25 protein-coding genes are annotated in these 24579 nt (G+C 69.0%); 5 read left to right on the top strand and 20 right to left on the bottom strand.

Translation table 11 applies throughout. The annotated features are described in order from the left end of the window. Window positions 1–7 precede the first annotated feature (7 nt). From ACN6M5_RS18845 to tyrS, 3 genes are read right to left on the bottom strand one after another with little or no spacing between them, the layout of a single operon-like run. Window positions 8–805, bottom strand: a complete 798-nt coding sequence (locus tag ACN6M5_RS18845) for a TlyA family RNA methyltransferase (protein WP_168688944.1) — start codon at window positions 803–805, stop codon at window positions 8–10. Next, the gene (locus ACN6M5_RS18840) at window positions 798–950 is read right to left on the bottom strand and encodes a hypothetical protein (protein ID WP_168688943.1); all 153 of its coding nucleotides are present in this window, start codon (window positions 948–950) and stop codon (window positions 798–800) included. Before ACN6M5_RS18840 ends, ACN6M5_RS18845 begins: the two co-directional genes overlap by 8 nt. 30 nt (window positions 951–980) lie before the next feature. Then, window positions 981–2282: a tyrosine--tRNA ligase gene (gene tyrS / locus ACN6M5_RS18835; RefSeq protein ID WP_085370015.1), complete on the bottom strand. Its 1302-nt coding sequence runs from the start codon at window positions 2280–2282 to the stop codon at window positions 981–983. A 136-nt stretch (window positions 2283–2418) separates the two neighbouring features. Here tyrS and ACN6M5_RS18830 point away from each other — a divergent pair, with 136 nt between their 5' ends. Beyond that, a complete protein-coding gene (locus ACN6M5_RS18830) occupies window positions 2419–3066 on the top strand; it encodes a DNA-binding protein (protein WP_434952210.1) in 648 nt (215 codons plus the stop codon). Next, entirely contained in the window at window positions 3063–3659 is a 597-nt protein-coding gene (locus ACN6M5_RS18825) for a hypothetical protein (RefSeq protein WP_434952208.1), read from the top strand. The genes ACN6M5_RS18830 and ACN6M5_RS18825 overlap by 4 nt, the downstream gene beginning before the upstream one ends. A 56-nt stretch (window positions 3660–3715) precedes the next feature. Here the strand turns inward: ACN6M5_RS18825 and ACN6M5_RS18820 are convergent, their stop codons facing one another. Further along, entirely contained in the window at window positions 3716–5968 is a 2253-nt protein-coding gene (locus ACN6M5_RS18820; RefSeq protein WP_434952206.1) for a cell wall-binding repeat-containing protein, read from the bottom strand. A 358-nt stretch (window positions 5969–6326) separates the two neighbouring features. Between ACN6M5_RS18820 and ACN6M5_RS18815 the strand changes: the two genes are divergently transcribed. Continuing rightward, window positions 6327–6740 carry a hypothetical protein gene (locus tag ACN6M5_RS18815; RefSeq protein WP_434952204.1) on the top strand — a complete coding sequence of 138 codons (414 nt, stop codon included), beginning with the start codon at window positions 6327–6329 and terminating at the stop codon, window positions 6738–6740. Here ACN6M5_RS18815 and ACN6M5_RS18810 read toward each other — a convergent pair. The 12 genes from ACN6M5_RS18810 to ACN6M5_RS18755 all read right to left on the bottom strand — a co-directional run bounded on the left by ACN6M5_RS18810 (window position 6737) and on the right by ACN6M5_RS18755 (window position 20108). Beyond that, a complete protein-coding gene (locus ACN6M5_RS18810; RefSeq protein WP_434952202.1) occupies window positions 6737–7396 on the bottom strand; it encodes a DNA-3-methyladenine glycosylase in 660 nt (219 codons plus the stop codon). The two genes, ACN6M5_RS18815 and ACN6M5_RS18810, sit on opposite strands and share 4 nt — an antisense overlap. Window positions 7397–7409: 13 nt before the next feature. Next, window positions 7410–7541, bottom strand: coding sequence for a hypothetical protein (locus ACN6M5_RS18805; RefSeq protein ID WP_256922021.1), 132 nt, complete (start codon window positions 7539–7541; stop codon window positions 7410–7412). Next, the gene (argH, locus tag ACN6M5_RS18800; protein ID WP_434952199.1) at window positions 7541–9007 is read right to left on the bottom strand and encodes an argininosuccinate lyase; all 1467 of its coding nucleotides are present in this window, start codon (window positions 9005–9007) and stop codon (window positions 7541–7543) included. The genes ACN6M5_RS18805 and argH overlap by 1 nt, the downstream gene beginning before the upstream one ends. Window positions 9008–9015: 8 nt before the next feature. Then, a complete protein-coding gene (locus ACN6M5_RS18795; RefSeq protein ID WP_085370009.1) occupies window positions 9016–10212 on the bottom strand; it encodes an argininosuccinate synthase in 1197 nt (398 codons plus the stop codon). 44 nt (window positions 10213–10256) lie between these two features. Beyond that, window positions 10257–11186, bottom strand: coding sequence for an ornithine carbamoyltransferase (argF, locus tag ACN6M5_RS18790; protein WP_434952197.1), 930 nt, complete (start codon window positions 11184–11186; stop codon window positions 10257–10259). Further along, window positions 11183–12397: an acetylornithine transaminase gene (locus ACN6M5_RS18785; protein ID WP_434952195.1), complete on the bottom strand. Its 1215-nt coding sequence runs from the start codon at window positions 12395–12397 to the stop codon at window positions 11183–11185. Before ACN6M5_RS18785 ends, argF begins: the two co-directional genes overlap by 4 nt. Continuing rightward, the gene (gene argB, locus ACN6M5_RS18780) at window positions 12394–13329 is read right to left on the bottom strand and encodes an acetylglutamate kinase (protein WP_168688937.1); all 936 of its coding nucleotides are present in this window, start codon (window positions 13327–13329) and stop codon (window positions 12394–12396) included. The genes ACN6M5_RS18785 and argB overlap by 4 nt, the downstream gene beginning before the upstream one ends. A 1-nt stretch (window position 13330) precedes the next feature. Further along, window positions 13331–14503 carry a bifunctional glutamate N-acetyltransferase/amino-acid acetyltransferase ArgJ gene (gene argJ / locus ACN6M5_RS18775; protein WP_434952192.1) on the bottom strand — a complete coding sequence of 391 codons (1173 nt, stop codon included), beginning with the start codon at window positions 14501–14503 and terminating at the stop codon, window positions 13331–13333. After that, window positions 14500–15543 carry an N-acetyl-gamma-glutamyl-phosphate reductase gene (gene argC / locus ACN6M5_RS18770; protein WP_434952190.1) on the bottom strand — a complete coding sequence of 348 codons (1044 nt, stop codon included), beginning with the start codon at window positions 15541–15543 and terminating at the stop codon, window positions 14500–14502. The genes argJ and argC overlap by 4 nt, the downstream gene beginning before the upstream one ends. 279 nt (window positions 15544–15822) lie before the next feature. Next, window positions 15823–18366 (bottom strand): phenylalanine--tRNA ligase subunit beta, encoded by a 2544-nt coding sequence (pheT, locus tag ACN6M5_RS18765; protein WP_434952188.1) that lies wholly within the window; start codon window positions 18364–18366, stop codon window positions 15823–15825. Then, window positions 18366–19406, bottom strand: coding sequence for a phenylalanine--tRNA ligase subunit alpha (gene pheS, locus ACN6M5_RS18760; protein ID WP_085370002.1), 1041 nt, complete (start codon window positions 19404–19406; stop codon window positions 18366–18368). The genes pheT and pheS overlap by 1 nt, the downstream gene beginning before the upstream one ends. A 24-nt stretch (window positions 19407–19430) precedes the next feature. After that, complete coding sequence (locus ACN6M5_RS18755) at window positions 19431–20108, bottom strand: TetR/AcrR family transcriptional regulator (RefSeq protein WP_434952186.1); 678 nt, start codon at window positions 20106–20108, stop codon at window positions 19431–19433. A gap of 72 nt (window positions 20109–20180) precedes the next feature. On the opposite strand from ACN6M5_RS18755, the gene ACN6M5_RS18750 reads away from it, so the two are divergent. After that, window positions 20181–21692, top strand: coding sequence for an MFS transporter (locus tag ACN6M5_RS18750; RefSeq protein ID WP_434952184.1), 1512 nt, complete (start codon window positions 20181–20183; stop codon window positions 21690–21692). 83 nt (window positions 21693–21775) lie between these two features. Here the strand turns inward: ACN6M5_RS18750 and ACN6M5_RS18745 are convergent, their stop codons facing one another. From ACN6M5_RS18745 to infC, 4 genes are all read right to left on the bottom strand, one after another. After that, entirely contained in the window at window positions 21776–22591 is an 816-nt protein-coding gene (locus ACN6M5_RS18745; RefSeq protein ID WP_434952182.1) for a TrmH family RNA methyltransferase, read from the bottom strand. Between the two features lie 86 nt (window positions 22592–22677). Further along, window positions 22678–23064: a 50S ribosomal protein L20 gene (gene rplT, locus ACN6M5_RS18740; RefSeq protein WP_055891081.1), complete on the bottom strand. Its 387-nt coding sequence runs from the start codon at window positions 23062–23064 to the stop codon at window positions 22678–22680. 33 nt (window positions 23065–23097) lie between these two features. Further along, a complete protein-coding gene (rpmI, locus tag ACN6M5_RS18735; protein ID WP_055891076.1) occupies window positions 23098–23292 on the bottom strand; it encodes a 50S ribosomal protein L35 in 195 nt (64 codons plus the stop codon). Continuing rightward, window positions 23292–23948, bottom strand: coding sequence for a translation initiation factor IF-3 (infC, locus tag ACN6M5_RS18730; RefSeq protein WP_085369999.1), 657 nt, complete (start codon window positions 23946–23948; stop codon window positions 23292–23294). The genes rpmI and infC overlap by 1 nt, the downstream gene beginning before the upstream one ends. 268 nt (window positions 23949–24216) lie before the next feature. On the opposite strand from infC, the gene ACN6M5_RS18725 reads away from it, so the two are divergent. Then, window positions 24217–24579, top strand: coding sequence for a DUF1844 domain-containing protein (locus tag ACN6M5_RS18725; protein WP_085369998.1), 363 nt, complete (start codon window positions 24217–24219; stop codon window positions 24577–24579).

Here is a 24579-nt window from a genome sequence, read left to right as displayed (position 1 = left end):
CTGAGCGTCAGCGCGCGGTGACCGCCTGCACCTCGGCCAGCCACTCGGTGGGGTTGACCCCGGATGCGCTCAGCCAGACCAGGTATTCGCGGTTGCCCTGGCTGCCGGCGATCGGCGACGCGATGAAGCCCTTCGTGCCGAGGCCGAGGTCGTGCGCGGCCCACAGCACGCTCGTCACCGCGTCGGAGCGGAGCGCAGCGTCGCGCACGATCCCCTCCTTGATGCCCGTGCGGCCCACCTCGAACTGCGGCTTCACCAGCAGCACGAAGTCGGCTCCGTCCGCCGCCGTCTCCGCGAGCGCAGGCAGCACCTGGGTCAGCGAGATGAACGACAGATCCCCGACCACGAGATCCGGACGCACCTCATCGCCGACCAGCCCGGCGAGCGCCCTCGCGGTGAGCGTCCGCACGTTGACGCCCTCGAACGACGCCAGCCGCTCGTCGCCCGCGATCAGCGGGGAGAGCTGCCCGTGGCCGACGTCCACGGCGATCACCCTGGCGGCTCCGCGCTCCAGCAGCACCTGGCTGAACCCGCCCGTGGATGCTCCGGCGTCGAGGGCGACGCGGCCCGCGACGTCGATGCCGAACGCATCCAGTGCACCGATCAGCTTGTGGGCGCCGCGGCTGACGTAGTGGTCGGCGCCGGCCACCTCGACCACCTGGTCGTCCCGCACCTTGTGCGACGCGCGGGTGACGGGCACGCCGTCCACCGTGACCAGTCCGTCGGCGATCACGGTGGCGGCATGCGAGCGCGACCGTGCGAGTCCTCTCGCGGCGAGCGCGACGTCGAGACGGGAGTCAGCCATTGCGCTGCACGTCGCCGCCCTCGAGCTGGTCGCGCAGTTCGTCGTGCACCTGCGCGTACGCCTCCGCCCGCGCTGCCAGCGCCTGCTCTTCGATCACGGCGAGGCGGGAGACGAGCCCGTCTTCACCCCTGTCTGTCGCATCCATGGGTTCAACGATACGCGACAGGGCGGGCGGCTACTCGACGAACAGGCCGGCGAGCGTCTTCTTGCCGCGGCGGAGCACGACGAGGTTGCCGGGGAGCACCAGGTCGCCGACCGGCACCTCTCCGTCGTCCACCTTCGTGTTGTTCACGTAGACGCCGCCCTGCGCGATGGCGCGCCTGGCCTCGCCGAGGCTCGACGTGAGCCCGGTGTCGACCAGGGACTGGGTGACGGTCGCCGTCGGTGCCGTGGTGGTGTTCGGCAGCTCGCGCAGCGCTGCTTCCAGCGTCGACGCATCCAGTGCCGTCAGCTCGCCCTGGCCGAAGAGCGCCTGGGCGGCGGCGATCGCAGCCTCCGTCGCCTCCGTGCCGTGCACCAGGCTGGTCACCTCGAAGGCGAGCGTGCGCTGCGCCTCCCGCTTGAACGGCTCGTCGGCGACGGCCTGGGCGAGGCGCTCGATCTCGGCGCGGCTGAGGAAGGTGAACACCTTGAGGCGGTCGACAACATCCGCGTCGTCCGTGTTCAGCCAGAACTGGTACATGGCGTACGGGCTGGTGAGCGTCGCATCCAGCCAGATGGCGTTGCCCTCGCTCTTGCCGAACTTGGTGCCGTCGCTGTTCAGGATGAGCGGGGTGCCGATGGCGTGGACGGAGACGTGCTCGACGCGGCGGACCAGATCGGTGCCGCTGGTGAGGTTGCCCCACTGGTCGCTCCCGCCCGTCTGCAGCACGCAGCCGTATTCGCGGTACAGCTCCAGGTAGTCGAGGCCCTGCAGGATCTGGTAGCTGAACTCGGTGTAGCTGATGCCCTCGTCGGAGTTGAGGCGCGCGGCGACGGCGTCCTTCTTGAGCATGGTGCCGACGCGGAAGTGCTTACCGATGTCGCGAAGGAAGTCGATGGCGGACAGCGGCTCTGTCCAGTCGAGGTTGTTGACCAGCCGCACAGCGTTGTCGCCCTCCGCGCTGAGGAAGCGCGAGACCTGCCCCTGCAGGTAGCCGACCCACTCGGAGACCGTCTCCTTGGTGTTCAGCGTGCGCTCCGCGCTCGGGCGGGGGTCGCCGATCAGGCCGGTGGAGCCGCCGACCAGGCCGAGCGGCTTGTGGCCGGCCAGCTGCAGCCTGCGCATGGTGAGGAGCTGCACCAGGTTGCCGAGGTGCAGGCTGGCCGCTGTCGGGTCGAAGCCGCAGTAATAGGTGACCGGCTCGCCGGCGAGGAGCTGTTTGAGCGCTGCTTCATCCGTGGACACCTGGATGAGCCCGCGCCACACCAGCTCATCCCAGACGTCGTCGAAGGACGGATCGTTGGTCTGTGCGTTGAGCGTTTCGGAGTCGGACACGCACTCAGATTATCAGCGGGGCCGCCGCGGGATTGCCGCGAGCGATCAGGGCTGTGGGCCTGATCGGAGTTGAATCAGGCCTGTGGGCCTGATATTGTCAGCATCAGGTTCACAGCCCTGATGGAAGGAGTGCACCGTGTACGTCATCACCGCAGACCAGGTCGACAGCAGGAACAGGCCGGACATCGTCGCCTCCGCCCTGGACGACCTCAACGGGCGCTACGCCGACCGGCTCGAACTCCCCGTCGACCGCAACGCGGGAGACGAGCTCCAGGCGCTCACCGCGTCGGCGGACGCGGCCGTCGACCTCGTGCTCGACCTCACCCGGCGGGGCGCCTGGAGCGTCGGCCTGGGCATCGGAGCCGTGCGCACCCCGCTCCCCGACGCGACCCGCAAAGCGGCAGGGGATGCGTTCGTCGCCGCCAGAGACGCCGTCACCAGGGCGAAGCGCGCCAGCACCCGCTTCGCAGCCGCGTCCGTCGCATCCGGAGGCTCCGGCGACCCCGAGCAGGACGCAGCGGACGTCGAGGCCCTGATGAACCTGCTGCTCACCATCCGGGCGGAACGTTCCGACGCCGGCTGGGAGCTCTACGACCTGCTGGAGACCGGCCTCACCCAGGCGGAGGCCGGCGCCCGCCTCGGCATCACGCCGCAGTCGGCCAACGACAGGGCGCGGGTGGCGAACCTCCGCGTCGAGCAGTCCGCCGTCCCCGCTCTGACTAGGCTGGTGGCGCGTGCCGACGAAGCCGGGCGCGGCGCCGGGCGCAGAACGGAGAGAGCGTGACGACCATCCCATACCCCGCGATCCTCGCCGCTGCCGGCCCGATCGCCGCCTGGTCGTTCGCGCTGGTGCTCGCCATCGCAGCACTCTGCTGCATGATCGCCACGCTGCGGTCGCCGCGGCGTCCGCTGGTCTACGTCGCCTCCGGCCTGCTCGCCCTGGCGGTGGTGCTCGTGATCCTGCCCGGCCAGCACGCTCCCCTGCTCTTCCAGGTGCTCATCGGCATCGTGGCCATCGCGCTCAGCGTGGCGGGAGGCGGACCGGCCTCGCAGGTCGTGCTGGCCCTCGCATCCCGGTCCACCGTCGACGGCGTGCACGGCGGCATCGTCGTCCCCGACCGCATCGACGGCCAGGACGGCACCCGAGAGGTACTGCGCGGCGGAACGACGATCGGCTTCCTCGAACGCTTCGCGACGACCGGCGCGATCATGGCCGGCTTTCCGGAGGCAATCGCCGTGCTCGTCGCCATCAAAGGCGTCGGCCGCTTCACCGAACTGGACGCGGCCGAGGCGCGCGAGCGGTTCATCATCGGCACGCTGACCAGCCTGGTCTGGGCATGCGTGTGCGCCGCGCTGTTCCGGATCGCCGCCGGCTAGTCGTGCGCACGTTGCTCCCGCCGGATGCGCACACCTGCCCGGATGGGTGACCACCGTCAGCAGATGGCACCTTGCTGCACCGCCTCAGTGAGCAGGGTGACGCCGCCGAGGAGCACCAGGTTGCTGGGTGTGATGACCCGTTGCACGTCGTTGACATTCTTCAGGACGCAGCCCTGGGCGGAGAGGACGAGTGGCGCCTTCTGTCGCCCTGCGACCACCGCACCCGCTAGGGCATCAGGGAAGTTCATGCCGGACGCGAGGTACATGCTGCCGCCCGTGGTGTGGTGGGCTTTAGCGATCAGCGTGGATGTGTTGAACCGGTCGGTGCCGGCGTAACGGACGACCGAGTATTTGGCCTTCAGGCCGGTCTCGATGCCCGCTGAAACGACCGTTGCGCCTCCGGCGATGTAGACGGTCTTCACGCCGATGCCGCTGAGGAACGCGGTCGTGGTCGCAGGAACAGCACCATAGGTACCAGGGACGAGCACGACCGGAGCGCCGAGCTTCCCCGCCGCTGCGCCCGCAGAGAGCGCGTCGGGATAGTCGAGGCCGGTCGCGACGAATGCGGTAGTCGACGACGTCCAGCCGTACTTCCCGATCGCGACAGACGTATCGAACCGGTCAGCGCCGGAGATGCGCTGCACGGTGCCACCGGCCGTCACGAGTACCTTCAGCGCGGCCTCGACAGCGCTCGGGATGACCGTAGCGCCGCCGACAATGACGATCTTCGATGGCTTCAGCCGTTTGATCTCCGTCGTCGTCGCGGCGGGCAGGCCGCTGGGGTGGGCGAGCAGGAGTGGGCCGCCGAGCTTCGCCGCGAGCGGCGCTGCGGCGAGCGCGTCGGGGAAGTCGGTGCCGGTCGCGACGACCAGGGTGGACACCTTCGCCGGATCGGCGAATCCGTGCCGGGAGATCGTGGCGGCGGTCTCGTACCGGTCACCACCGGACAGGCGGGTGATCGGGGTGCGGGTGCGGTACTTGGCAATGACAGGGGCCATCAGGTTGAAGCTGCGCGCGGCGTCTGCGGTGGGGGTGCCGGACGGGATGGTGGGGTGGCCGATGAACTTCACGTTCGGGTTCGAATATTGCAGCTTCTGGGGACAGTCGCTCTTCGGGCAGTCATAAGCCATGATGTCTCGCGCCTTGCCAGCGACCTGGTGGCCATAGCTGAACGCGAACGGTATGTCTTCTTTGTTGGTGTGTGCGATGTCGTGGTGGCTGCCGAAGTTGTGGCCGAGCTCGTGCGCAAGGGTATTGCCGTTCAAACAGGTCTCCGCCGTGACGCTGAACGCGTCGTCCGGGTCACCCCAGGCATACGGGAGGCTGCCTCGCCCACATTCGTTGTTCATCACCTGCGGGACGATGAGAGCAACAAGGTCCGCCCCAATCGCATCTCGCTGGTTGTGTAGCTGACCGAGTCCGTGGGAGCCCTGCTTCAGACGCCGAACATCGGCCAGCAACCCTTCTGCCGACTGCGCGTAGGCGACGGGCGCGATAGACATGAGATTCACACGCATGTTCACACCCGAGGTAGCGAGCGCTGCATTCGTTTCCGTGATGCGCTGAGTGATCCTTGCCGTCACGGCGGCACCGAGCGAGCTCGAATATCCAACGAGCAGATCAATCGTCGTGAGGGTGGCCGCCGCCCGGCCGGGAGGAGCCATCTCAGCGGGATCGGGTGCTGTGACCGCGCCCGCCGCAATGAGGGCGTCGTCGACTTCGGCAGTACCTTCCAAGGCCTCCCCAATTTCATGGAGGACAGCGATTCCGCGGGAGGGCTGGTCAATCTCCACCCGCGATTCGGCGCCGCGGTCGATCCCGCCAGAGAGCGCATAGCGCCCCGAGTTGTCGGGAATGAACGTGAACGCCGCGGTTGCATCGTAGCCCTCGCCCTCTTGTCTACTGCCGATCACTTCGACGGTTGGCATCGGATCGACGCCGTCGGCATCCAGAGAAACCGCAACCTCGGACACGTCGATCATTAGCTGCTCCCCACCGAAGAGAGTCAGCGAGAGGTCTCCGTTCTTGGGAACGATCAGGCGTTCCCCCGGCTGGGCGAGCGCGAGGGACTGAGGCGACGCCACGGCCCGCACAGCGGTGTCCGCATCCAGCGCAACAGCCCGGCTCCGCGTCGTGCCCGATGGCGCCTCTTCGGCAACATTCCGACCAAGCCGGGCGTCCGCGGCGAACCACTCGCCAGCGTCATCCCGTGGCGCGGCGGACGCGACGGTCGCCGGGACTGTGATGAACCCGGCGAAGAGGATCGCGGCGACCGAAAGCGCCGCCCTGGGTGTGGTGATGACTTTCATGGGACTCCGTGTCTGGGACCGTTACCGTGGGTAAGCTTGCCACATGCACAACGCCAGTATAAAACATATAGGTTATGAAAATAACACGTCGCGCAGGCCACGAAGGCTTCTAGAACGAGTGGTCTGTTCTGCGTACGTCGGCCTCAGTACAGCCGCCATCGGCATTCTGACGATCACCGCGCCCGCGCTCGCCCTGGACGAACCCACTCCCACGCAGACAGCCGAAACCCCACTTTTGCCGCGGGAGGACTACGGAAGGGTCGCCACATTCACCGTTTCCCCGCAGCACGCGCTTCCCGGTGGGCTTGTTCGCGCCACGGGCACATGTACCCTCGCGGGCAGCCCGGCGACAGAGGTCATGTTCTTCCTTGCTCCGCTCGACAGAGACCTGGGCGAGATTGCGATCCGCGTGCCCCCGCCTGGCTCGGATGGCAGGTTCGACGCAGACGTGCGCATCCCCGACGATGTGCCGCCGGGACCGTACGACCTGGGAATGCTCTGCGCCCTCGACGACATGGTCTTCGGCGGAACCGCCGAGGATATTCGCTTCACCGTGCTGACCCCGGAGACGCCGACTCCCGACCCATCGCCGACGCCTACGGCACCGATCGTGCACGCCGACGACAGACCGGCAACCACGGGCTCAGCGACGGACGAACTCGCTGCCACCGGGGCATCCACCAGTACCGCCGCCATCGCCGCGACCACCCTCGCCGCAGCGGGACTCTCCGCCCTGCTCATGCACCGCAGGCTCTCCCGCCGCAACTCCTAGTCGTGCGACTTCGGGTGCCGCTTGTACGTGGACACCGACGGTTCCCCCGGCAGCCAGTACCGCCACGGGAACGCCGCTCCCCCGCCTGCCCCTGACACCCCGGTGCGCGGCCCCGTCTCGTGCGGCAACGGGATGCGTGGCAGCAGCAGCGAGAACGGCGGAGCGTACAGGTCCGCGCCGTCGTCGGCGAGGGTGATCCCGGCGGCGACGACGAGCCGCGCGGGCCCGCGTCCCAGATCGCGTCGCGGCACCGCGCGCGCCGTCGGGCCGGAGCGGCGCAGGGTCGCCAGTTCCTCGCCATCCACCACCTCTGCGCCGCGCAGCAGCACAGCCGAGGCCTCTCCAGGCGGCGAGCAGACGACGTTGGCGCAGACGTGCATCCCGTAGGTGAAGTACGCGTAGAGGTGCCCTGGCTCGCCGTACATGACGGCGTTGCGTTTGGTGCGGCCGCGGAAGGCGTGCGATCCAGGGTCGAGGCCGTCGCCGATGTACGCCTCGACCTCGGTGATGCGCAGGGAGACCGCGCCCTCCGGCGTCTCGTGCCGCAGCACGCCGCCGAGGAGCCGAGGGGCGACGTCGAGCGACGACGCCAGGAAGAACTCGCGGGCGGGCAGGAAGAGCCCGTCCGCGAGCTCCCCCTGTCCGCCCGAGGTCATGTCCGGTCGCCGCTCAGAAGATCCGGCCGCCGGCCACGAGCGTGACGATCAGGCCGACGACGATCACCAGCACGGCGACCACGACGATCGCCGGGATGATCCACGGGTAGCGCGGAGACTTCTTGTCGGGACGATAACCGCTCATCAGCCGAGATCCCGTCGTGCGGCGACGAATGCCGAGGTCAGCACGCGCACCCGCTCGGTGAGGGCGGCGAGCTGCTCCGCCACGCGCACGGGTGCTGTTCCTCCCACGTTGTCGCGGCTGGCGACCGAGCCGTCGATGGTCAGCACCTCGCGGACATCCGGGGTCAGCAGCGGCGACACGGAGGCGAGACCGGCGTCGTCGACGTCGCTCAGCTCCAGGCCGCGCTCCTCCGCGAACTTCACCAGGTTGCCGGTGATCTCGTGCGCATCCCGGAACGGGACGCGCCGCTTGACCAGCCACTCCGCGACGTCGGTCGCGAGCGAGAAGCCCTGCGGCGCAAGCTCGGCCATCCTGTCGGTGTGGAAGCGGAGCGTCGCGACCATGCCGGTGAATGCGGGGAGCACGACCTCCAGGGTGGTCACAGAGTCGAACACCGGCTCCTTGTCCTCCTGCAGGTCGCGGTTGTACGCGAGCGGGAGGCCCTTGAGCGTGGTGAGCAGGCCCGTCAGGTTGCCGATCAGGCGCCCGGCCTTGCCGCGGGTGAGCTCCGCGATATCCGGGTTCTTCTTCTGCGGCATGATCGACGACCCGGTCGAGTACGAGTCGTCGAGGGTGACGAAGCCGAACTCGCGCGTGTTCCAGAGGATGATCTCCTCGGCGAACCGCGAAAGATCCACGCCGATCTGCGCGCAGACGAACGCGAACTCCGCCACGACATCCCGGGCGGCGGTGCCGTCGATCGAGTTCTCCGAGCTGGCGGCGAAACCGAGGTCGCGCGCGACGAGCAGCGGGTCGAGCCCGAGCGTGGAGCCCGCGAGGGCTCCGGAGCCGTACGGCGAGACGTTGGCGCGCTTGTCCCAGTCGGCCAGGCGCTCCAGGTCGCGGACGAGCGGCCAGCAGTGCGCGAGCAGGTGGTGCGCGAGCAGCACCGGCTGCGCGTGCTGCAGGTGCGTGCGCCCGGGCAGGATGGCCGATGGATGCGCGTCCGCCTGAGCGGCGATGGCATCGATCAGGGCGATCAGCCGCTCGGCGATGACACCGGCGTGGTCGCGCAGGTAGAGCCGCACTAGCGTCGCGATCTGGTCGTTGCGGCTGCGCCCGGCGCGCAGCTTGCCGCCGAGCTCCGTTCCCGCACGCACGATCAGGCCGCGTTCGAGCGCGGAGTGCACGTCCTCGTCCGTCTCGAGCGCCGCGAACGCGCCGGAGGCGACGTCGGCGTCGAGGCGGTCGAGTGCTGCGAGCATCCCGTCCAGTTCCTCGGGCGCGAGGTAGCCGGCTGCCGCGAGGGCGCGGGCGTGCGCCCGGGATCCCGCGATGTCGTACGCGGCGAGCTGCCAGTCGAACTGGGTGGACTTGCTGAGCGCTGCCAGCTCCGGAGACGGCCCGCCGGCGAAGCGGCCGCCCCAGAGGGCGCCCGCCTCGCCTGCGCGATTGCCTGCGGCCGGCTGATCGTTCTGATCAGACACCGTGCTCCTTACTGGGCCTGGTCGCGACGAGCCGAGATCTTGCTCGGCAGCGACCACAGCTCGATGAAGCCCTTGGCGAGCGACTGGTCGAACGTGTCGCCGGTGTCGTACGTGGCGAGGTTGAAGTCGTACAGGCTGGTGTCGCTGCGGCGGCCGGTGACGACCGCGGAGCCCGCGTGCAGCTTCAGGCGGATGTCGCCGTTGACGTACTTCTGCGTCTCGTCGATGAACACGTCCAGGGCGCGCTTCAGACCGGAGAACCAGAGGCCGTCGTAGACGAGCTCCGACCACTTGGCCTCGACGGTCCGCTTGTAGCGGGCGACGTCGCGCTCGACGGTCATGTTCTCGAGCTCCTCGTGGGCGGCGATCAGCGCGATGCCGGCCGGCGACTCGTAGACCTCGCGGCTCTTGATGCCGACGAGGCGGTCCTCGACGATGTCGATGCGGCCGACGCCCTGACCACCGGCGACGGTGTTCATCAGCTGGACGGCCTCCAGCGGGGTGACCGGCTTGCCGTCGATGGCCACGGGGATGCCCTCGCGGAACGAGATGACGACCTCGACGGGGTCGCGGGTCACGGCCGGGTCCTGCGTGTAGGTGTACAGGTCTTCGATCGGGGCGTTCCACGGGTCTTCGAGGAAGCCGGTCTCGACGGCGCGGCCCCACACGTTCTGGTCGATGGAGTACGGCGACTTCTTCGACTGCTCGATCGGGAGGTTGTGCTCGGCCGCGTAGACGATGGCCTTGTCGCGGGTGAGCGCGAAGTCGCGGACGGGGGCCAGCGAGGTCAGCTCGGGGGCGAGCGCTGCGACGGCGGCCTCGAACCGGACCTGGTCGTTGCCCTTGCCCGTGCATCCGTGGGCCACGCTGTCCGCACCGAGTGCCTTCGCGGTCTGCGCGAGGTGCTTGGCGATCACCGGGCGGCTGAGCGCGGAGACCAGCGGGTAGCGCTTCTGGTACAGGGCGTTGGCCTTGAGCGCCGGCATGATGTAGTCGTCGGCGAACTCGTCCTTCGCATCCACGACCACGGACTCGACCGCGCCGCAGTCGAGCGCGCGCTGACGGATGGCCTCCATGTCCTCTCCGCCCTGTCCGACGTCGACCGCCAGGGCCACGACCTCTTTACCGGTCGCGTCCTTCAGCCAGCCGATGCCGACCGAGGTGTCGAGACCGCCCGAGTACGCGAGAACAACACGTTCCGCCATGATTCTCCTTCAGTTTTGTTTCGTAAAGATTCTAGGGAGTGCCGCTATGCGGCGTTCTTCGCGAGCAGCCAGACCAGCAGGGCCTTCTGGGCGTGCAGGCGGTTCTCCGCCTCGTCCCAGATGACCGACTGGGGGCCGTCGATGACGTCGGCCGTGACCTCGTAGCCACGGTCGGCGGGAAGACAGTGCATGAACAGCGCATCCGGCTGGGCGAGCGCCATCAGGTCGGAGTCGACGCGGTAGCCGCCGAAGACGGCGATGCGCTCCGCTTTCTCGTCCTCCTTGCCCATCGACACCCAGGTGTCCGTGATCATCACGTCCGAACCGGCGGCCGCCTCGCGCGGGTCGGCGAACAGGGTGACGGACCCTCCGGTCTGCTCCGCGATGGCCTCCGCGTCGGCGACGACCGCTGCGCTCGGGGCGTATTCGGCCGGGGATGCGACGCGCACGTGCATCCCGGCCGTGACGCCGCCGAGCAGGTAGGACTGGCCCATGTTGCTCGCGCCGTCGCCGAAGAAGGTGAGGGTGAGCCCCGCGAGCGATCCGCGCTTCTCCCTGATCGTCAGGAGGTCGGCGAGGATCTGGCACGGGTGGAAATCGTCGGAGAGGGCGTTGACGACGGGAACCGTCGTTCCCTTCGCCATCTCCTCCAGGCCGGACTGCGCGTATGTGCGCCAGACGATCGCGGACACCATGCGCTCCAGCACGCGAGCCGTGTCGGACGGCGTCTCCTTGCCGCCGAGCTGGCTGTTGGCCGTCGAGATGATCAGCGGGCTGCCGCCGAGGTCGGCGATGCCGACGGCGAACGAGACGCGCGTGCGGGTCGACGACTTGTCGAAGATCACGGCGACCGTCTGCGGACCGGCGAGCGGCTTGGTGCCGAAGCGGTCCTGCTTCAGCTGCACGGCGAGATCCAGGATCTCGGCCTGCTCGGAGGGGCTGATGTCGTCGTCGCGCAGAAAATGCCTGGTCATGATTTCTTTCCGGTGGTGGGGATGGAGGCGAGGGCTCGGCCGAATCGCTCGCGGAACTCCGCCAGCTCGTCGTCGCCGACGATCAGCGGCGGGGCCAGCCGGATGCTCGACTCGTTGGGGGCGTTGATGATGAGCCCGTTGGCGAGCGCGGCATCGGAGAGCCGGTGCGCCTCCCCCTCTGTCAGGCCGATGCCGACGAGGAGGCCCTGGCCGCGCACGTCGCCGATCAGCGGGGAGTCGTAGCCGCGGATGATCGCCCGCAGCTCCTCCCCTCGACGCTCGGCGTTGCCGACCAGGTCGGCGCGCTCGATCTCGCCGAGCACGGCGTTGCCCGCCGCGGTCGCGAGCGGGTTGCCGCCGAAGGTCGAGCCGTGCTGGCCCTGCGAGAACAGCTCGGACGCCCAGCCGAAGGTGACCAGCGCGCCGATCGGGACGCCGCCCGCGATGCCTTTGGCGACCGTCACAGCGTCCGGAAGGATGCCGGCGTGCTCGTAGGCGAACCAGCGTCCCGTGCGTCCGACGCCGGTCTGGATCTCGTCGATGATGAGCAGCACCCCGTGCTGCTCTGTCAGCTCGCGCGCCCGCTTCAGGAACCCGTCCGGCAGGTCGAGCACGCCGGCCTCGCCCTTGATGGGCTCGACGAACAGCGCGGCGACGCGGTCGTCGATGGCTGCTTCGAGCGCCTCGATCGTGGTGTCGATGTGCTCGACCCCGGCGGGCAGCGGCTCGAACGCCTCACGCATCGGCGGCTTGCCGGTGAGCGCCAGCGACCCCATCGTGCGGCCGTGGAACGCGTTGTTCAGCGCGAGCACGCGGGTGCGGTGACCGCCTGACCTGTTGAGCCTGGCCAGCTTGAAGGCCGCCTCGTTCGCCTCAGCTCCCGAGTTGCAGAAGTACACGCGCCCGGCGTCGCCGGCCCCGGTGATCCTGGTGAGCCGCTCGGCCAGTTCCAGCTGCGGCGGGGTGGCGAAGTAGTTGGAGACGTGCGCGAGCGTCGCGATCTGGCGGGAGACCGCATCCACCAGCACGGGATGCGCGTGGCCGAGCGAGTTGACCGCGATCCCCGCGAGGAAGTCGAGGTACTCGTTGCCGTCCACGTCCCAGACGCGGCAGCCCTCCCCGCGCGCCAGCATCAGCTTGGGCGTGGCGAGCGTACGCATCATGGTGTGGCCGAAACGGTCGGTCCAGCCGGTCGTCGTGCTGGTGCTCACGATGGCACCACCTCCGTTCCGATCCCCGATTGGGTGAAGACTTCGAGCAGGATCGAGTGCGGGATGCGCCCGTCGATGATCGCGGCCTTCGCGACGCCGCCGTCGACGGCGTCGAGGCAGGCGGACATCTTCGGGATCATTCCGGACTCGAGCGTCGGCAGCAGTTCGCGCAGCTCGCCGGCGTCGATCTTGGACAGCAGCGAGTCGCGGTTCGGCCAGTCGCTGTACAGCCCGGCGACGTCGGTCAGGATGACGAGCTTCGCCGCCCCGAGGGCGACGGCGAGGGCCGCGGCCGCCGCGTCGGCGTTGACGTTGAGCGAGTGCCCTGGGTCGTCGATGTCCGGCGCGATCGAGGACACCACCGGGATGCGCCCGGCGTCCAGCTGTGCGTGCACGGCCTCCGGGTTCACGCCGATCACGTCGCCGACCAGCCCGAGGTCCACCTCGACGCCGTCGACGACGGTTCCGCGCTTGCGCCCCTGGAACAGCCCGGCGTCCTCACCGGAGATGCCGGCGGCGAGCGGACCGTGCTTGTTGATGTTGCTGACGAGGTCGCGGTTGATCTGGCCGGTGAGGACCATGCGAACCACATCCATCGCCTCCGGCGTGGTCACCCGGTATCCGCCGCGGAACTCGGACTCGATGCCGAGCCTGTCGAGCATCGCGGAGATCTGCGGGCCGCCTCCGTGCACCACGACCGGCCGGATGCCCGCGTAGCGCAGGTAGACCATGTCTTCGGCGAACGCCTGCTGCAGCTCCTCGCTGACCATCGCGTTCCCACCGAACTTGACCACGATGATCTGGTCGTGGAACCGCTTCAGCCAGGGTAGCGACTCGATCAGCGTCTCGGCCTTGGCCGAGGCGCTCCTGCGCTCCTCCGCCTCTGCCGCGTCGGTCTCTGCTCTCGTGTCGAGCGTGCTGTCGTCTGTCATCTCAGCTCGCGTACGCGCTGTTCTCGTGCACGTAGTCGTGCGTGAGATCGTTGGTCAGGATGGTCGCCGTCTCGCTTCCGGCGTGCAGGTCGATCAGGATGTGCACGGCGCGCGGGGTGAGGTCGACCAGCTCGCGCGGCTGGTCAGGCTCCCCCGCCGTGCAGATCTGGATGCCGTTGATCGCGACGTCGATGCCGTACGGGTCGAACACCGCATCGGTCGTGCCGACCGCTGCGAGCACCCTGCCCCAGTTGGGATCGTTGCCGAAGATGGCCGCCTTGAACAGGTTGCTGCGGGAGACGGCGCGGCCGACGGTCACGGCGTCGTCCTCGCTCGCCGCGTTGACGACCTCGATGGCGATGTCGTGGGATGCGCCCTCCGCGTCGGCCTGCAGCTGCTCGGCCAGATCGCGGCACACCGCGGTGAGCGCCGCGGCGAACTCCGCCTCGTCCGCTGCGACGCCGCTCGCGCCGGAGCCGAGCAGGGCGACGGTGTCGTTGGTGGACATGCAGCCGTCGGAGTCGAGCCTGTCGAAGGTGACCCTGGTCGCCGCCCGGAGCGCCGCATCCAGCTGCGCGGAGTCGAGGACGGCGTCGGTGGTGATGACGACGAGCATGGTCGCGAGGCCGGGCGCGAGCATCCCCGCTCCCTTGGCCATGCCGCCAACCGTCCAGCCCGCCGGGGAGCGGTGCTCCGCCTGTTTGGGCTTGGTGTCCGTCGTCATGATCGCCTCGGCGGCGGCGAGTCCGGCGTCCGCGCCGAGGCCTACTCCAGCGGTGAGCGCCGCCGCGGCGTCCGTGACACCCGTGGTGAGCTTGCCGAGGTCGAGCTGGTCGCCGATCAGGCCGGTCGAGCAGACGAGCACGTCTCCGGCGGAGACGCCGAGCCGTTCGCCGACCGCCTCAGCGGTGGCATGGGTGGTCTGGAAGCCCTGGGCACCGGTGTAGCAGTTGGCTCCGCCCGAGTTGAGGACGATGGCGGAGGCCACGCCGTCCGCGATGACCTGCCTGCTCCAGATGACCGGGTTGGCCTGACACCTGTTGGTCGTGAACACCGTGGCCGCTGCGCTGAGCGGGCCGAGGTTCTGCACGATCGCGAGGTCGCGTTTGCCGCTGGCCTTGAGGCCGGCTGCGACCCCCGCCGCTGCGAATCCGGATGCTGCTGTGACGCTCACGGTGCCACTCCGTTCACGGTCAGGCCGGCGGTCTCGTCGAGACCGAGGGCGATATTGGCGGACTGGATGGCGGCGCCGGCCGTCCCCTTGTAGAGATTGTCGAGCGCGAGGACCGTGACGACGCGGCCCGCGGCCTCGTCGACGGCAACGGCGATCAGAGCGGTGTTCGCGCCGAGCACGTCGGCGGTGCGCGGCACCGTGCCGGCCGGGAGCACCTGCACGAACGTCTCGCCCGCATACGCGGACTCCCACGCGCTCTGCACCTGATCGGCCGTCACGCCGGGCTTCAGCCTCGCGGTGGAGGTGGCCAGGATGCCCCGCGACATCGGAACGAGCACCGGGGTGAACGAGACCGTGGGGTTGGCGGCCCCCGCCTTGCGGAGGTTCTGCTGGATCTCCGGGATGTGGCGGTGGGTCCCGCCGACCGCGTACGGGTTGGCCGAGCCCAGGATCTCGCTGGCCAGGTACATCGTCTTGAGGCTCTTGCCTGCGCCGGACGGGCCGACGGCGAGGACGGCGACGATGTCCTCCTCCTCGATCAGCCCGGCGGCGATGCCGGGGGCGAGCGCGAGGGAGACGGCGCTGGCGTTGCATCCAGGTGCTGCGATGCGCTTCGCTCCGGCCAGCGCATCCCGCTGCTTGCCGTCGCCGACGGGCAGCTCGGGCACGCCGTACGCCCAGGAGCCGAAGTACTCGCCGCCGTAGAACGCGGCCCACGACTCCGGGCTCTCCAGCCGGTGGTCGGCGCCGCAGTCGACGACGAGCGTCTCCTCCGGCAGCAGCGCGGCGATCTCGCCGGACTTGCCGTGCGGAAGGGCCAGGAAGACCACGTCGTGACCGGAGAGGTTCTCCACGGTCGACTCGACCAGGGTCAGGTGGCTGAGGGAACGGAGGTGGGGCTGGTGCGAGACGAGCGGCTGCCCGGCGTTCTGATGCGCCGTGACGGTGCGGACCTCGAAGTCTGGATGACCGGCGAGGATCCGCAGGAGCTCTCCGCCCGCGTAACCGGATGCTCCGGCGACGGCTACCGAGAAAGTCATGCTTCTACCTTATTGAGTGGACGACAGGGGGCCTCGACGAAGGCGGCACCCACGAGTCCCTCGGAAAGGGTCGCGCCAGCGCCGCCTAGATTCGGCGGTCGCGCAGGCGTCGGCGCATGGCGCGGGCGGCGGAAGCCGAGCGCGTGTCCTCAATGCACCGAACGAAAAGCATGCGCCAACCCTATCGTCACTCCCCACCCCCGCACCAAATCGGGCGCCGAACGTGCGAGAGCGCGGCCCCGGCAGACGGGGCCGCGCTCTCGCACTGTGGACGGTCGATCAGTCGCGGATGTGCGCTCCGAACAGCTCCTCGGCGCGCGCCGCTCCCGCGAGCTTGGCCTCGCTGGCCTCGGCCGCGGTGAGCGTGCGGTCGTCCGCGCGGAACCGCAGCGCGAACGTCAGGCTCTTGTGCCCGGCGGGCAGGCCGTGGCCGCGGTAGTCGTCCACCAACCGGATGTGCTCCAGCAGCGCCCCTGCGCCCTCCTGCACCGCACGCTTGACGTCGCCGGCCGGAACCTCCTGACGCACGACGAGCGAGAGATCCTGGGTGGCGGCGGGGAAACCGGAGATCGTCCCGGCGACGATGTCGGCGGGCGCGACCGCGATCAGCGCATCCAGGTCGAGCTCGAACACCGCGACGACGCGCGGTAGGTCGAGCTCCTCCGCCAGCGCCGGCAGCAGTTCGCCCGCGTAGCCGACGGGCACCTCGACGCCGTCTGCTCCCCGGGCGATCAGCTGCGCCGAGCGGCCGGGGTGCATCGCCTGGTGCGTGCTCTGTACGGGGTCGACCTCGATGCCGAGCGCCGCAGCGGTCTGCGCCACCATCGTGAGCGCGTCGGCGACACCGGCGGCGATCGCCTCCTGACCTGGCTGCTTCTGCACGGGATGTCCGAGCACCAGCCCGGCGAGGTGCCTCGGCTGCGCCGGGATGCCGGCGTTCAGCCCGGCGAGCACATCGTCGGACGGCAGAGCGGCGCCGAGCGGGAGCGTCTCACTTCCGAGCCCGTCGCCGGACGGACGGAAGACGGTGCCCAGCTCGTAGATGCTCAGGTCGACCAGGCCGCGGGCGAGGTTGCGCTTGGCCGCATCGACCAGGCCGGGGAGCAGGGCCGTCCGCAGGTACGGCGCCGTCGCATCCAGGGCGTTCGCCAGCTTGACGGCAGGGACGCCGCCCGCCTCCGGCGAACCGAAGAGGTCGTTCGCCTTCTCGCTCACGAACGGGAACGCCAGGATCTCGGTGGCGCCGTTGTCCGCGAGGGTCTGCGCGACCGCGCGGCGCAGCTTCTGCTCGCGGGTCAGGCCGCGGCCGGGAGGCGCGACGGGCAGCTCCGACGGGATGCGGTCGTAGCCGACGATGCGCGCCACCTCCTCCGCGAGGTCGGACTTGTCGCGCAGGTCCGGACGCCAGGTCGGAGGGACGACCACGAGGTCGCCATCGGACTCGGAGACGGCTCCGCCGATCTCGGCGAGCGCGCCGCGCACCTCGTCGTCGGTGAACTCGACCCCGATGAGGGAGGCGATGTACGTGCGGGGAAGGCGGATCGCCTCCGGAGCCTCCGCGGCATCCAGCACGGAGCCGAGCGCGTTGGCGTGGCCGCCGGCGAGCTGTTCGAGCAGCTGAACGACGCGTCCGGCGGCAGCGACGGCGACGCGCGGATCGACGCCGCGCTCGAAGCGCTTGGATGCCTCGCTCGGCAGCTTGTGCCTGCGGGCGGTGCGCGCGATCGACACCGGGTCGAAGTTCGCGGCCTCGATCAGCACGTTCGAGGTCTCTGCGCCGATCTCGGTGGATGCGCCGCCCATCACGCCGGCGAGGCCGATGGGACCGGAGTCGTCCGTGATGACGAGGTCTTCCGCATCCAGCGTCCTGGTCTGGTCGTCCAGGGTCACCAGGGTCTCCCCCTGGTGCGCCCTGCGCACGACGATGCCTCCGTGCAGCTTGTCCAGGTCGTAGCCGTGGATGGGCTGGCCGAGCTCGAGCATCACGTAGTTGGTGATGTCGACCACGAGCGAGATGGAGCGGATGCCGGCGAGCTTGAGCCTGGCGATCATCCACGCGGGCGTCGGGCGGGAGCCGTCGACGTCGCGGACGACGCGGGTGACGAACACGGTCGCTCCCGAGCGGCCGCGGATCGGGGCCCTGTCGTCGATCGCGACGCTGAAGCCGTGCGCGTGCGCACCGGCCGGCAGGATGCCCGCCGCGTCGGCGGGGTCGCGGAACGCCGCACCGGTGGCGTGCGAGTACTCGCGGGCGATGCCACGGATCGAGAACGCGTATCCGCGGTCGGGGGTCACGTTGACCTCGACGGCGGTGTCGTCCAGGCCGAGCAGAGCGATCGCGTCCGCTCCCACCTCGGGGTCGAGCCCGAGGGTGGAGAGGCGCAGGATGCCGTCGTGCTCGTCGCCGAGGCCCAGCTCGCGGGCGGAGGCGATCATGCCGTCGGAGACATGGCCGTATGTCTTGCGGGCGGCGATCGGGAACGGCCCGGGCAGGACGGAGCCCGGCAGGGTCACCACGACCTTGTCGCCGGGGAAGAAGTTGCCGGCGCCGCAGACGATGCCGTGCACGACGTCTCCGCCGTCCGCGGCCTTCTCACCCTCCGGCGCGACGCGCACCTGGCACCATCGGATGGTCTTGCCGTTGCTCTGCGGCTCCTCGACGAAGTCGAGCACCTCGCCGACCACGACGGGTCCGGAGATCTCGAACGAGTGGATCTCCTCCTCTTCGAGACCGACGGAGACGAGGGCCGCGTGGACCTCCTCGGGGGTCGTACCCGGCTCGAGGTCGACGTACTCGCCGAGCCAACTCAGGGGGACGCGCATCAGACCACCATTCCGAACTGCTGAGAGAACCGGACATCGCCCTCGGCCATGTCACGCATGTCTTTGACGTCGTTGCGGAACATCAGCGCCCGCTCGACACCCATCCCGAACGCGAAGCCCGAGTACACCTCCGGGTCGATCCCCGCCGAGCGGAGCACGTTGGGGTTGACCATGCCGCAGCCACCCCACTCGATCCAGCGCGCCCCGCCCTTGAAGGTGGGGTGCCAGAGGTCGAGCTCGGCGCTCGGCTCGGTGAACGGGAAGTAGTTGGGGCGCAGTCGCACCTTCGCCTCGTCGCCGAACAGCGTCTTGACGAAGTGGTCGAGGGTGCCGCGCAGGTGCGCCATCGTGAGGCCCTTGTCGACCGCGATGCCCTCCGTCTGGTGGAACACCGGAAGGTGGGTCGCGTCGAACTCGTCCGTGCGGAACACCCGGCCGGGCGCGATGCGGTACACCGGCAGCTCGTTGCCGAGGAGGGCGCGCAGCTGCACCGGAGACGTGTGGGTGCGCATCACGAGGTGCGCGTTCGTCGGCTCGACGAAGAAGGTGTCCTGCATCGCACGCGCCGGGTGGTCCTCATCGAAGTTGAGGGCGTCGAAGTTGTACCACTCGCTCTCCAGCTCCGGGCCTTCCGCGACCTCCCAGCCCATGCCGACGAAGACGTCGGCGATGCGCTCCTGCAGCAGCGAGAGCGGGTGACGGGCGCCCGGGGTCCAGCGCGAAGGGAGGGCGGTGACGTCGAGCGCCTCCGCTGCGAGACGAGCCTCGTTCTCCTCGCGCTCGATCTGGGCCTCCTTGGCCGCGAACGCCTGGTTGACGGTTCCCCTCGCCTGGCCGACCAGTTTGCCGGCGGAGGCCTTCTGGTCGTTGGGCACGGAGCGGATGGCGGCGTTCAGGCGCGCGAGCGGCGAGCCCTCGGCCGTGTGCTCTGCGCGCACGACCTTGAGTGCAGCCGAGTCGGCCGCGGCGTCGATCGCCGCGATGGCCGACGCGACCGCCGCCTCGACGGCGGCTTCGGAGATTTCGGAGGATTCAGACACGAGACCCAAGTTTAGTGGGCAGCGCTAGCCGGCACTCCCCTGGTGCGCACCGAGCCCGACCGCCGGCAGCAGCACGCCGTCGATCAGCGAGATGAGGAACTCCCTGTCCACCGGCTTGTGCAGGATGAGGGTGCGGTACGAGGCCATCGACGGCGTCACGAGCGCGAGCGTCTCGATGTCGCAGTCCGCGGAGATCTCCCCGCGCTCGATCGCCCTGCGCATGAAGAACCGGTTGACGGACGCGCGGGGCTCGACGATCGCCGCGTTGACGGCCTCCGCCAGGTCGGGGTCCTGCGCGAGCATCGAGATGAGCCCGGCCATCACGCGCAGCTTCCTCTCCGCGTCTTCGAGGCTGTGCGGCTTGATCATCGCGATCATGTCGCCGCGGAGCGTCCCGGTGTCCGGCAGGGCATCCTGGTCGACGTCGATCTTCTTCATGCACGCGACGGCCTCGATCACCAGTTCGGCCTTCGAGCTCCAGCGGCGGTAGACCGTGGCCTTCCCCGCCTTGGCGCGGGAAGCGACCATGTCCATCGTCATGCGTTCGTACCCGGTCTCGGCCAGGACGTCGAGGGCGGCGGCGAGGATTTCGGGGTCGCGCGTGTGGTCGCGTTTGCGGCCCAGCTTCGCGGGCGCCGTCCGCGTTTCGTCAACGGTGTCGAGCTGCGTCATTGCGGCTTCCTTCGTGTTGTGGCTGTCCATCCAGACCATTGTAAGGTTAATTTTAGAACTTGGGAGATCCGGAACTGCTTAGTTTCGTATATAGTGACCTCCATGTCGCAGAATCCCCCTCCCGTTTCGACCCGCCGCTGGTGGACGCTCGTCACCGTCGCCCTCGCGCAGCTCATGGTCGTCCTCGACTCCACGGTCGTGAACATCGCCCTCCCGTCGGCACAGGCCGACCTCGGTTTCAGCAACGCCGACCGCCAGTGGATCGTCACCGCATACTCCCTCGCCTTCGGCAGCCTGCTGCTGTTCGGCGGAAGGCTCTCCGACCTCATCGGCCGCAAACGCGCCTTCATCATCGGCCTCATCGGCTTCGCGGGGGCATCCGCCCTCGGCGGGGCCGCCGGCAGCTTCGGGATGCTCGTGGGAGCCAGGGCACTGCAGGGCGCGTTCGGCGCACTGCTCGCCCCCACCGCCCTCGCCGTGCTCACCACCACGTTCACCATCCCCAAGGAGCGTGCCCGCGCGTTCGGCATCTTCGGAGCCATCGCCGGAGCAGGCGGCGCGGTCGGCCTGCTGCTCGGCGGCTTCCTCACCGAGCAGTTCGACTGGCGCTGGAACCTCTACATCAACGTCGTCATCGCCATCGTGGCGATCATCGGCGCGACCATCTTCGTCAACAGCGTCGCCCGCTCCGGCCCGCGGCCGAAGCTCGACGTGCCGGGCACGATCCTCGTCTCCGGCGCGCTGTTCAGCCTCGTCTACGGATTCTCGAACGCGGAGACGGACGGCTGGGACTCCCCGCAGAGCTGGGGGCTGCTCGCCGCATCCGGTGTGCTGCTGATCGCGTTCGTGCTCTGGCAGCGCAGGGCGGCGCATCCGCTGCTGCCGCTGTCGATCGTGCTCGACCGCAACCGCGGAGCCTCGTACTCGTCCATCCTGATCGCCGGAGCGGGGATGTTCGGCATCTTCCTCTTCGTCACCTACTACCTGCAGACCACGCTGAAGTTCAGCCCCATCCAGACCGGCCTCGGCTTCCTGCCGATGATCGTGATGCTGGTGATCGCCGCCCAGCTGTCGACCAACATCTTCGTGCCCAGGTTCGGGCCGAAGGTGATGGTGCCGATCGGCATGACCATCGCCGCGATCGGCATGGTCTACCTGACCCACCTCGGCGTCACGGCCAACTACGCGACCGACGTGCTGCCCGCGCTGATGATCCTCGGAACCGGCATGGGCTCGATCATGCCCGCGGCGATCCAGACCGCGACCCTCGGCGTCGACCGGCACTTCGCCGGGGTCGCCTCCGCGATGGTGAACACCAGCCAGCAGGTCGGTGGATCCATCGGCACTGCACTGCTCAACACGCTCGCGGCGACCGCGGCGACCGACTACATCGCCTCGCACCTGCCCCCCACCCCCTCGGTGGCGGCGGAGGCCGCCGTGCACAGCTACGCGACCGCGTACTGGTGGGGCGCAGCGTTCTTCGTGTTCGGCGCGATCCTGTCTGCGCTGCTCTACCGCCGCCGCGGAGACGGGGCATCGCTCGGCAACCCGGGCGGCACGGCGGGGGCGGCAGCGGACGCACCGGAGCCGACCGAGCCGGTCATCGCGCACTGAGGTTCTGACTCACTCACGCACTGACGAACGCCCTGCGTGGATCTCCACGCAGGGCGTTCGTGTGTCGCTGGCCGGGACGACGCTCAGTCCGTGGCAGCGGCCGAGCGCTGCGCGAACGCGGACTCGTAGAGGCACACGCTCGCGGCGGTCGCCAGGTTCATCGACTCCGCCTTGCCGTAGATCGGCACGGTGACGACGCGGTCGACCAGGGGAAGCAGCTCGTCGGCGAGGCCGTGCGCCTCGTTGCCGAACACCCACGCGGTGGGGCGGGCGAGCTGCCCGTCCGTGCGCGCGGCGAGAAGGTCTTCGCCCTTGATGTCGGCGGCGAGCACCTGCAGTCCGGCGCTGTGGGCGCGCTGAACCACGTCGTCCAGAGTGGCGCCGACGGCGACGGGGACGTGGAAGAGCGAGCCGGTGGTCGAGCGGACCACCTTCGGGTTGTAGAGGTCGACGGTGCGGCCGGTGAGCACGACGGCGTCTGCGCCGGCGGAGTCCGCGGCTCGGATGATCGTGCCGGCGTTGCCGGGGTCGCGCACTTCCTCGAGGACCGCGACCAGGCGCGGCTCGTCCCGGAAGATGTCCTTCACCGAGGTGGGGAACTGGCGGCACACGGCCACGAAGCCCTGCGGGGTGACCGTGTCGGCCATCGCATCCAGCACCTGCTCGGTGACGAACTCGACGTCGACACCCGCATCCACGGCGGTCTGGCCGATGTCGCTGTACCGTTCGAGCGCCGTCGGCGTCGCGTACAGCTCGACCACGAGCTCCGGACGGAACGACAGCGCCTCGGCGACGGCCTGCGGCCCTTCGAGGAGGAACAGGCCGGTCTCGGCCCTGGCGGCGCGCTTCGCGAGTTTGGCGACGGCCCGAACGCGCGGTGAGCGCGGGTTGTCAAGCATGTCCCCAGCTTAGAGGGATGCGCCCGCACAACGAGAGAACCCGGCCGACACGATGGTCGACCGGGTTCTGACGTGGTGGGTGCGAGTTACGCAGCAGCCTTCGGCGCCGAGGTGTCGGCGGGGAGGGCCTTCTTGGCGGTCTGCACGAGAGCCGCGAAGGTGGCGGGCTCGTTGACGGCCAGCTCGGCGAGGATGCGACGGTCGACCTCGACACCCGCGAGACCCAGGCCCTGGATCAGACGGTTGTACGTGAGGCCGTTCGCGCGGCTCGCGGCGTTGATGCGCTGGATCCACAGGCGGCGGAAGTCGCCCTTGCGCGCACGGCGGTCACGGTAGCTGTAGACCAGCGAGTGAGTGACCTGCTCCTTGGCCTTGCGGTAGAGGCGCGAACGCTGTCCGCGGTAGCCCTCGGCACGCTCGAGGATGACCCGACGCTTCTTGTGAGCGTTGACCGCCCTTTTTACTCTTGCCATGTCTTCTTTACTTCCTTAAAAAGTCGGGTGGGGTTACTTGCCGAGCATGCGGCGGATGACCTTGGCATCCACCTCGGGAACGACCTGCTCCTGGTTGAGGCGACGCTTGCGGTCGCTGGACTTGACCTCCAGGTTGTGGCGCATCCCGGCCTGCTGCTTCATGACCTTGCCGCTTCCGGTGATCTTGAAACGCTTCTTGGCCCCGGAGTGGGTCTTCTGCTTGGGCATTATTTCTCCTCGTTCGTCGCCTCGGCGGGCGAACTCTCTTCGGACTGAGCAGAGTCGTCTGCGTCAGCAACCGCCTCGGTGTCGCGGCCCTGGGCCCGCGCTTTCGTGGCGGCACGTTGTGCGTTGGCCTCGGCCTTGGCCTCTGACTTGTTCTTCAGAGGGCCGATGACCATGACCATGTTTCGACCGTCGATGGTCGGGTTGGATTCGACCGAGCCGAACTCGGCCACATCTTCTGCGAAACGCTGGAGAAGACGCACACCCTGGTCGGGGCGCGACTGCTCGCGACCCCGGAACAGGATCATCGCCTTCACCTTGTCGCCGGCCTTCAGGAAGCCTTCGGCGCGCTTGCGCTTCGTCTCGTAGTCGTGCTTGTCGATCTTGAGGCGGAAACGCACCTCTTTGAGGATGGTGTTCGCCTGGTTGCGCCGGGCCTCCTTGGCCTTCTGCGCAGCCTCGTACTTGAACTTGCCGTAGTCCATGATCTTCGCGACAGGCGGCTTGGAGTTGGGAGCAACCTCAACCAGATCCAGGTCTGCTTCCTGCGCGAGTCGGAGGGCGACCTCGATTTTGACGACGCCGACCTGCTCACCGCTGGGGCCGACAAGTCGAACTTCGGGGACGCGGATACGGTCATTGGTACGGGGATCGCTGATGCTTTTCTCCTCTGATCAAGCGATACTTCGCGGCCGCGATCTCGTCGGGTGACGACACCGGCGAAAGAGGATTTTCCACGCACCAACGCATTCCCGCGATTTCTCGCAGGCCTGGTACAGCACCCTGACTACCCCCGCGCTTGCGCGCGTTGGCGGAGTGCAACAACCCGGTAACCTAATAAAGCGGTCAAGCGCGGGTGGGAGGAATCTCCACTTTCGTACCGAGACAGATGTCCCGGAGCCCGAACGATTCTAACAGAGGAAAGCAGTGAGCGACACACCCCACGTCTTCGACGACACCGACGACGTCAGCGCGGCCACCCGCGACATCTCCGAAGTGCCCGCCGTCGAGGTCATCACGACCACCGCCGTGCACCTGATGAGCGCCGCGGCGGTCAAGTGCGGACTGGCAGACGACCCGGATGCGCAGACCGACCTCGACGAGGCCCGCAAGCTCATCGACGCCCTCGCCGGCCTGGTCACCGCGAGCGCGGCGCACCTCGGCGACCAGCACGCCCGCAGCCTCCGCGACGGCCTGCGCTCCCTGCAGCTCGCGTTCCGCGAGGCCTCCCCCATCCCGGACGAACTGGGCAAGGGGCCGGGCGAGAAGTACACCGGCCCCGTCAACTAG

The organism is Leifsonia araucanica (assembly GCF_051161895.1).
Lineage (GTDB): Bacteria > Actinomycetota > Actinomycetes > Actinomycetales > Microbacteriaceae > Leifsonia.
This window is presented reverse-complemented; position numbering and strand designations above follow the sequence as displayed.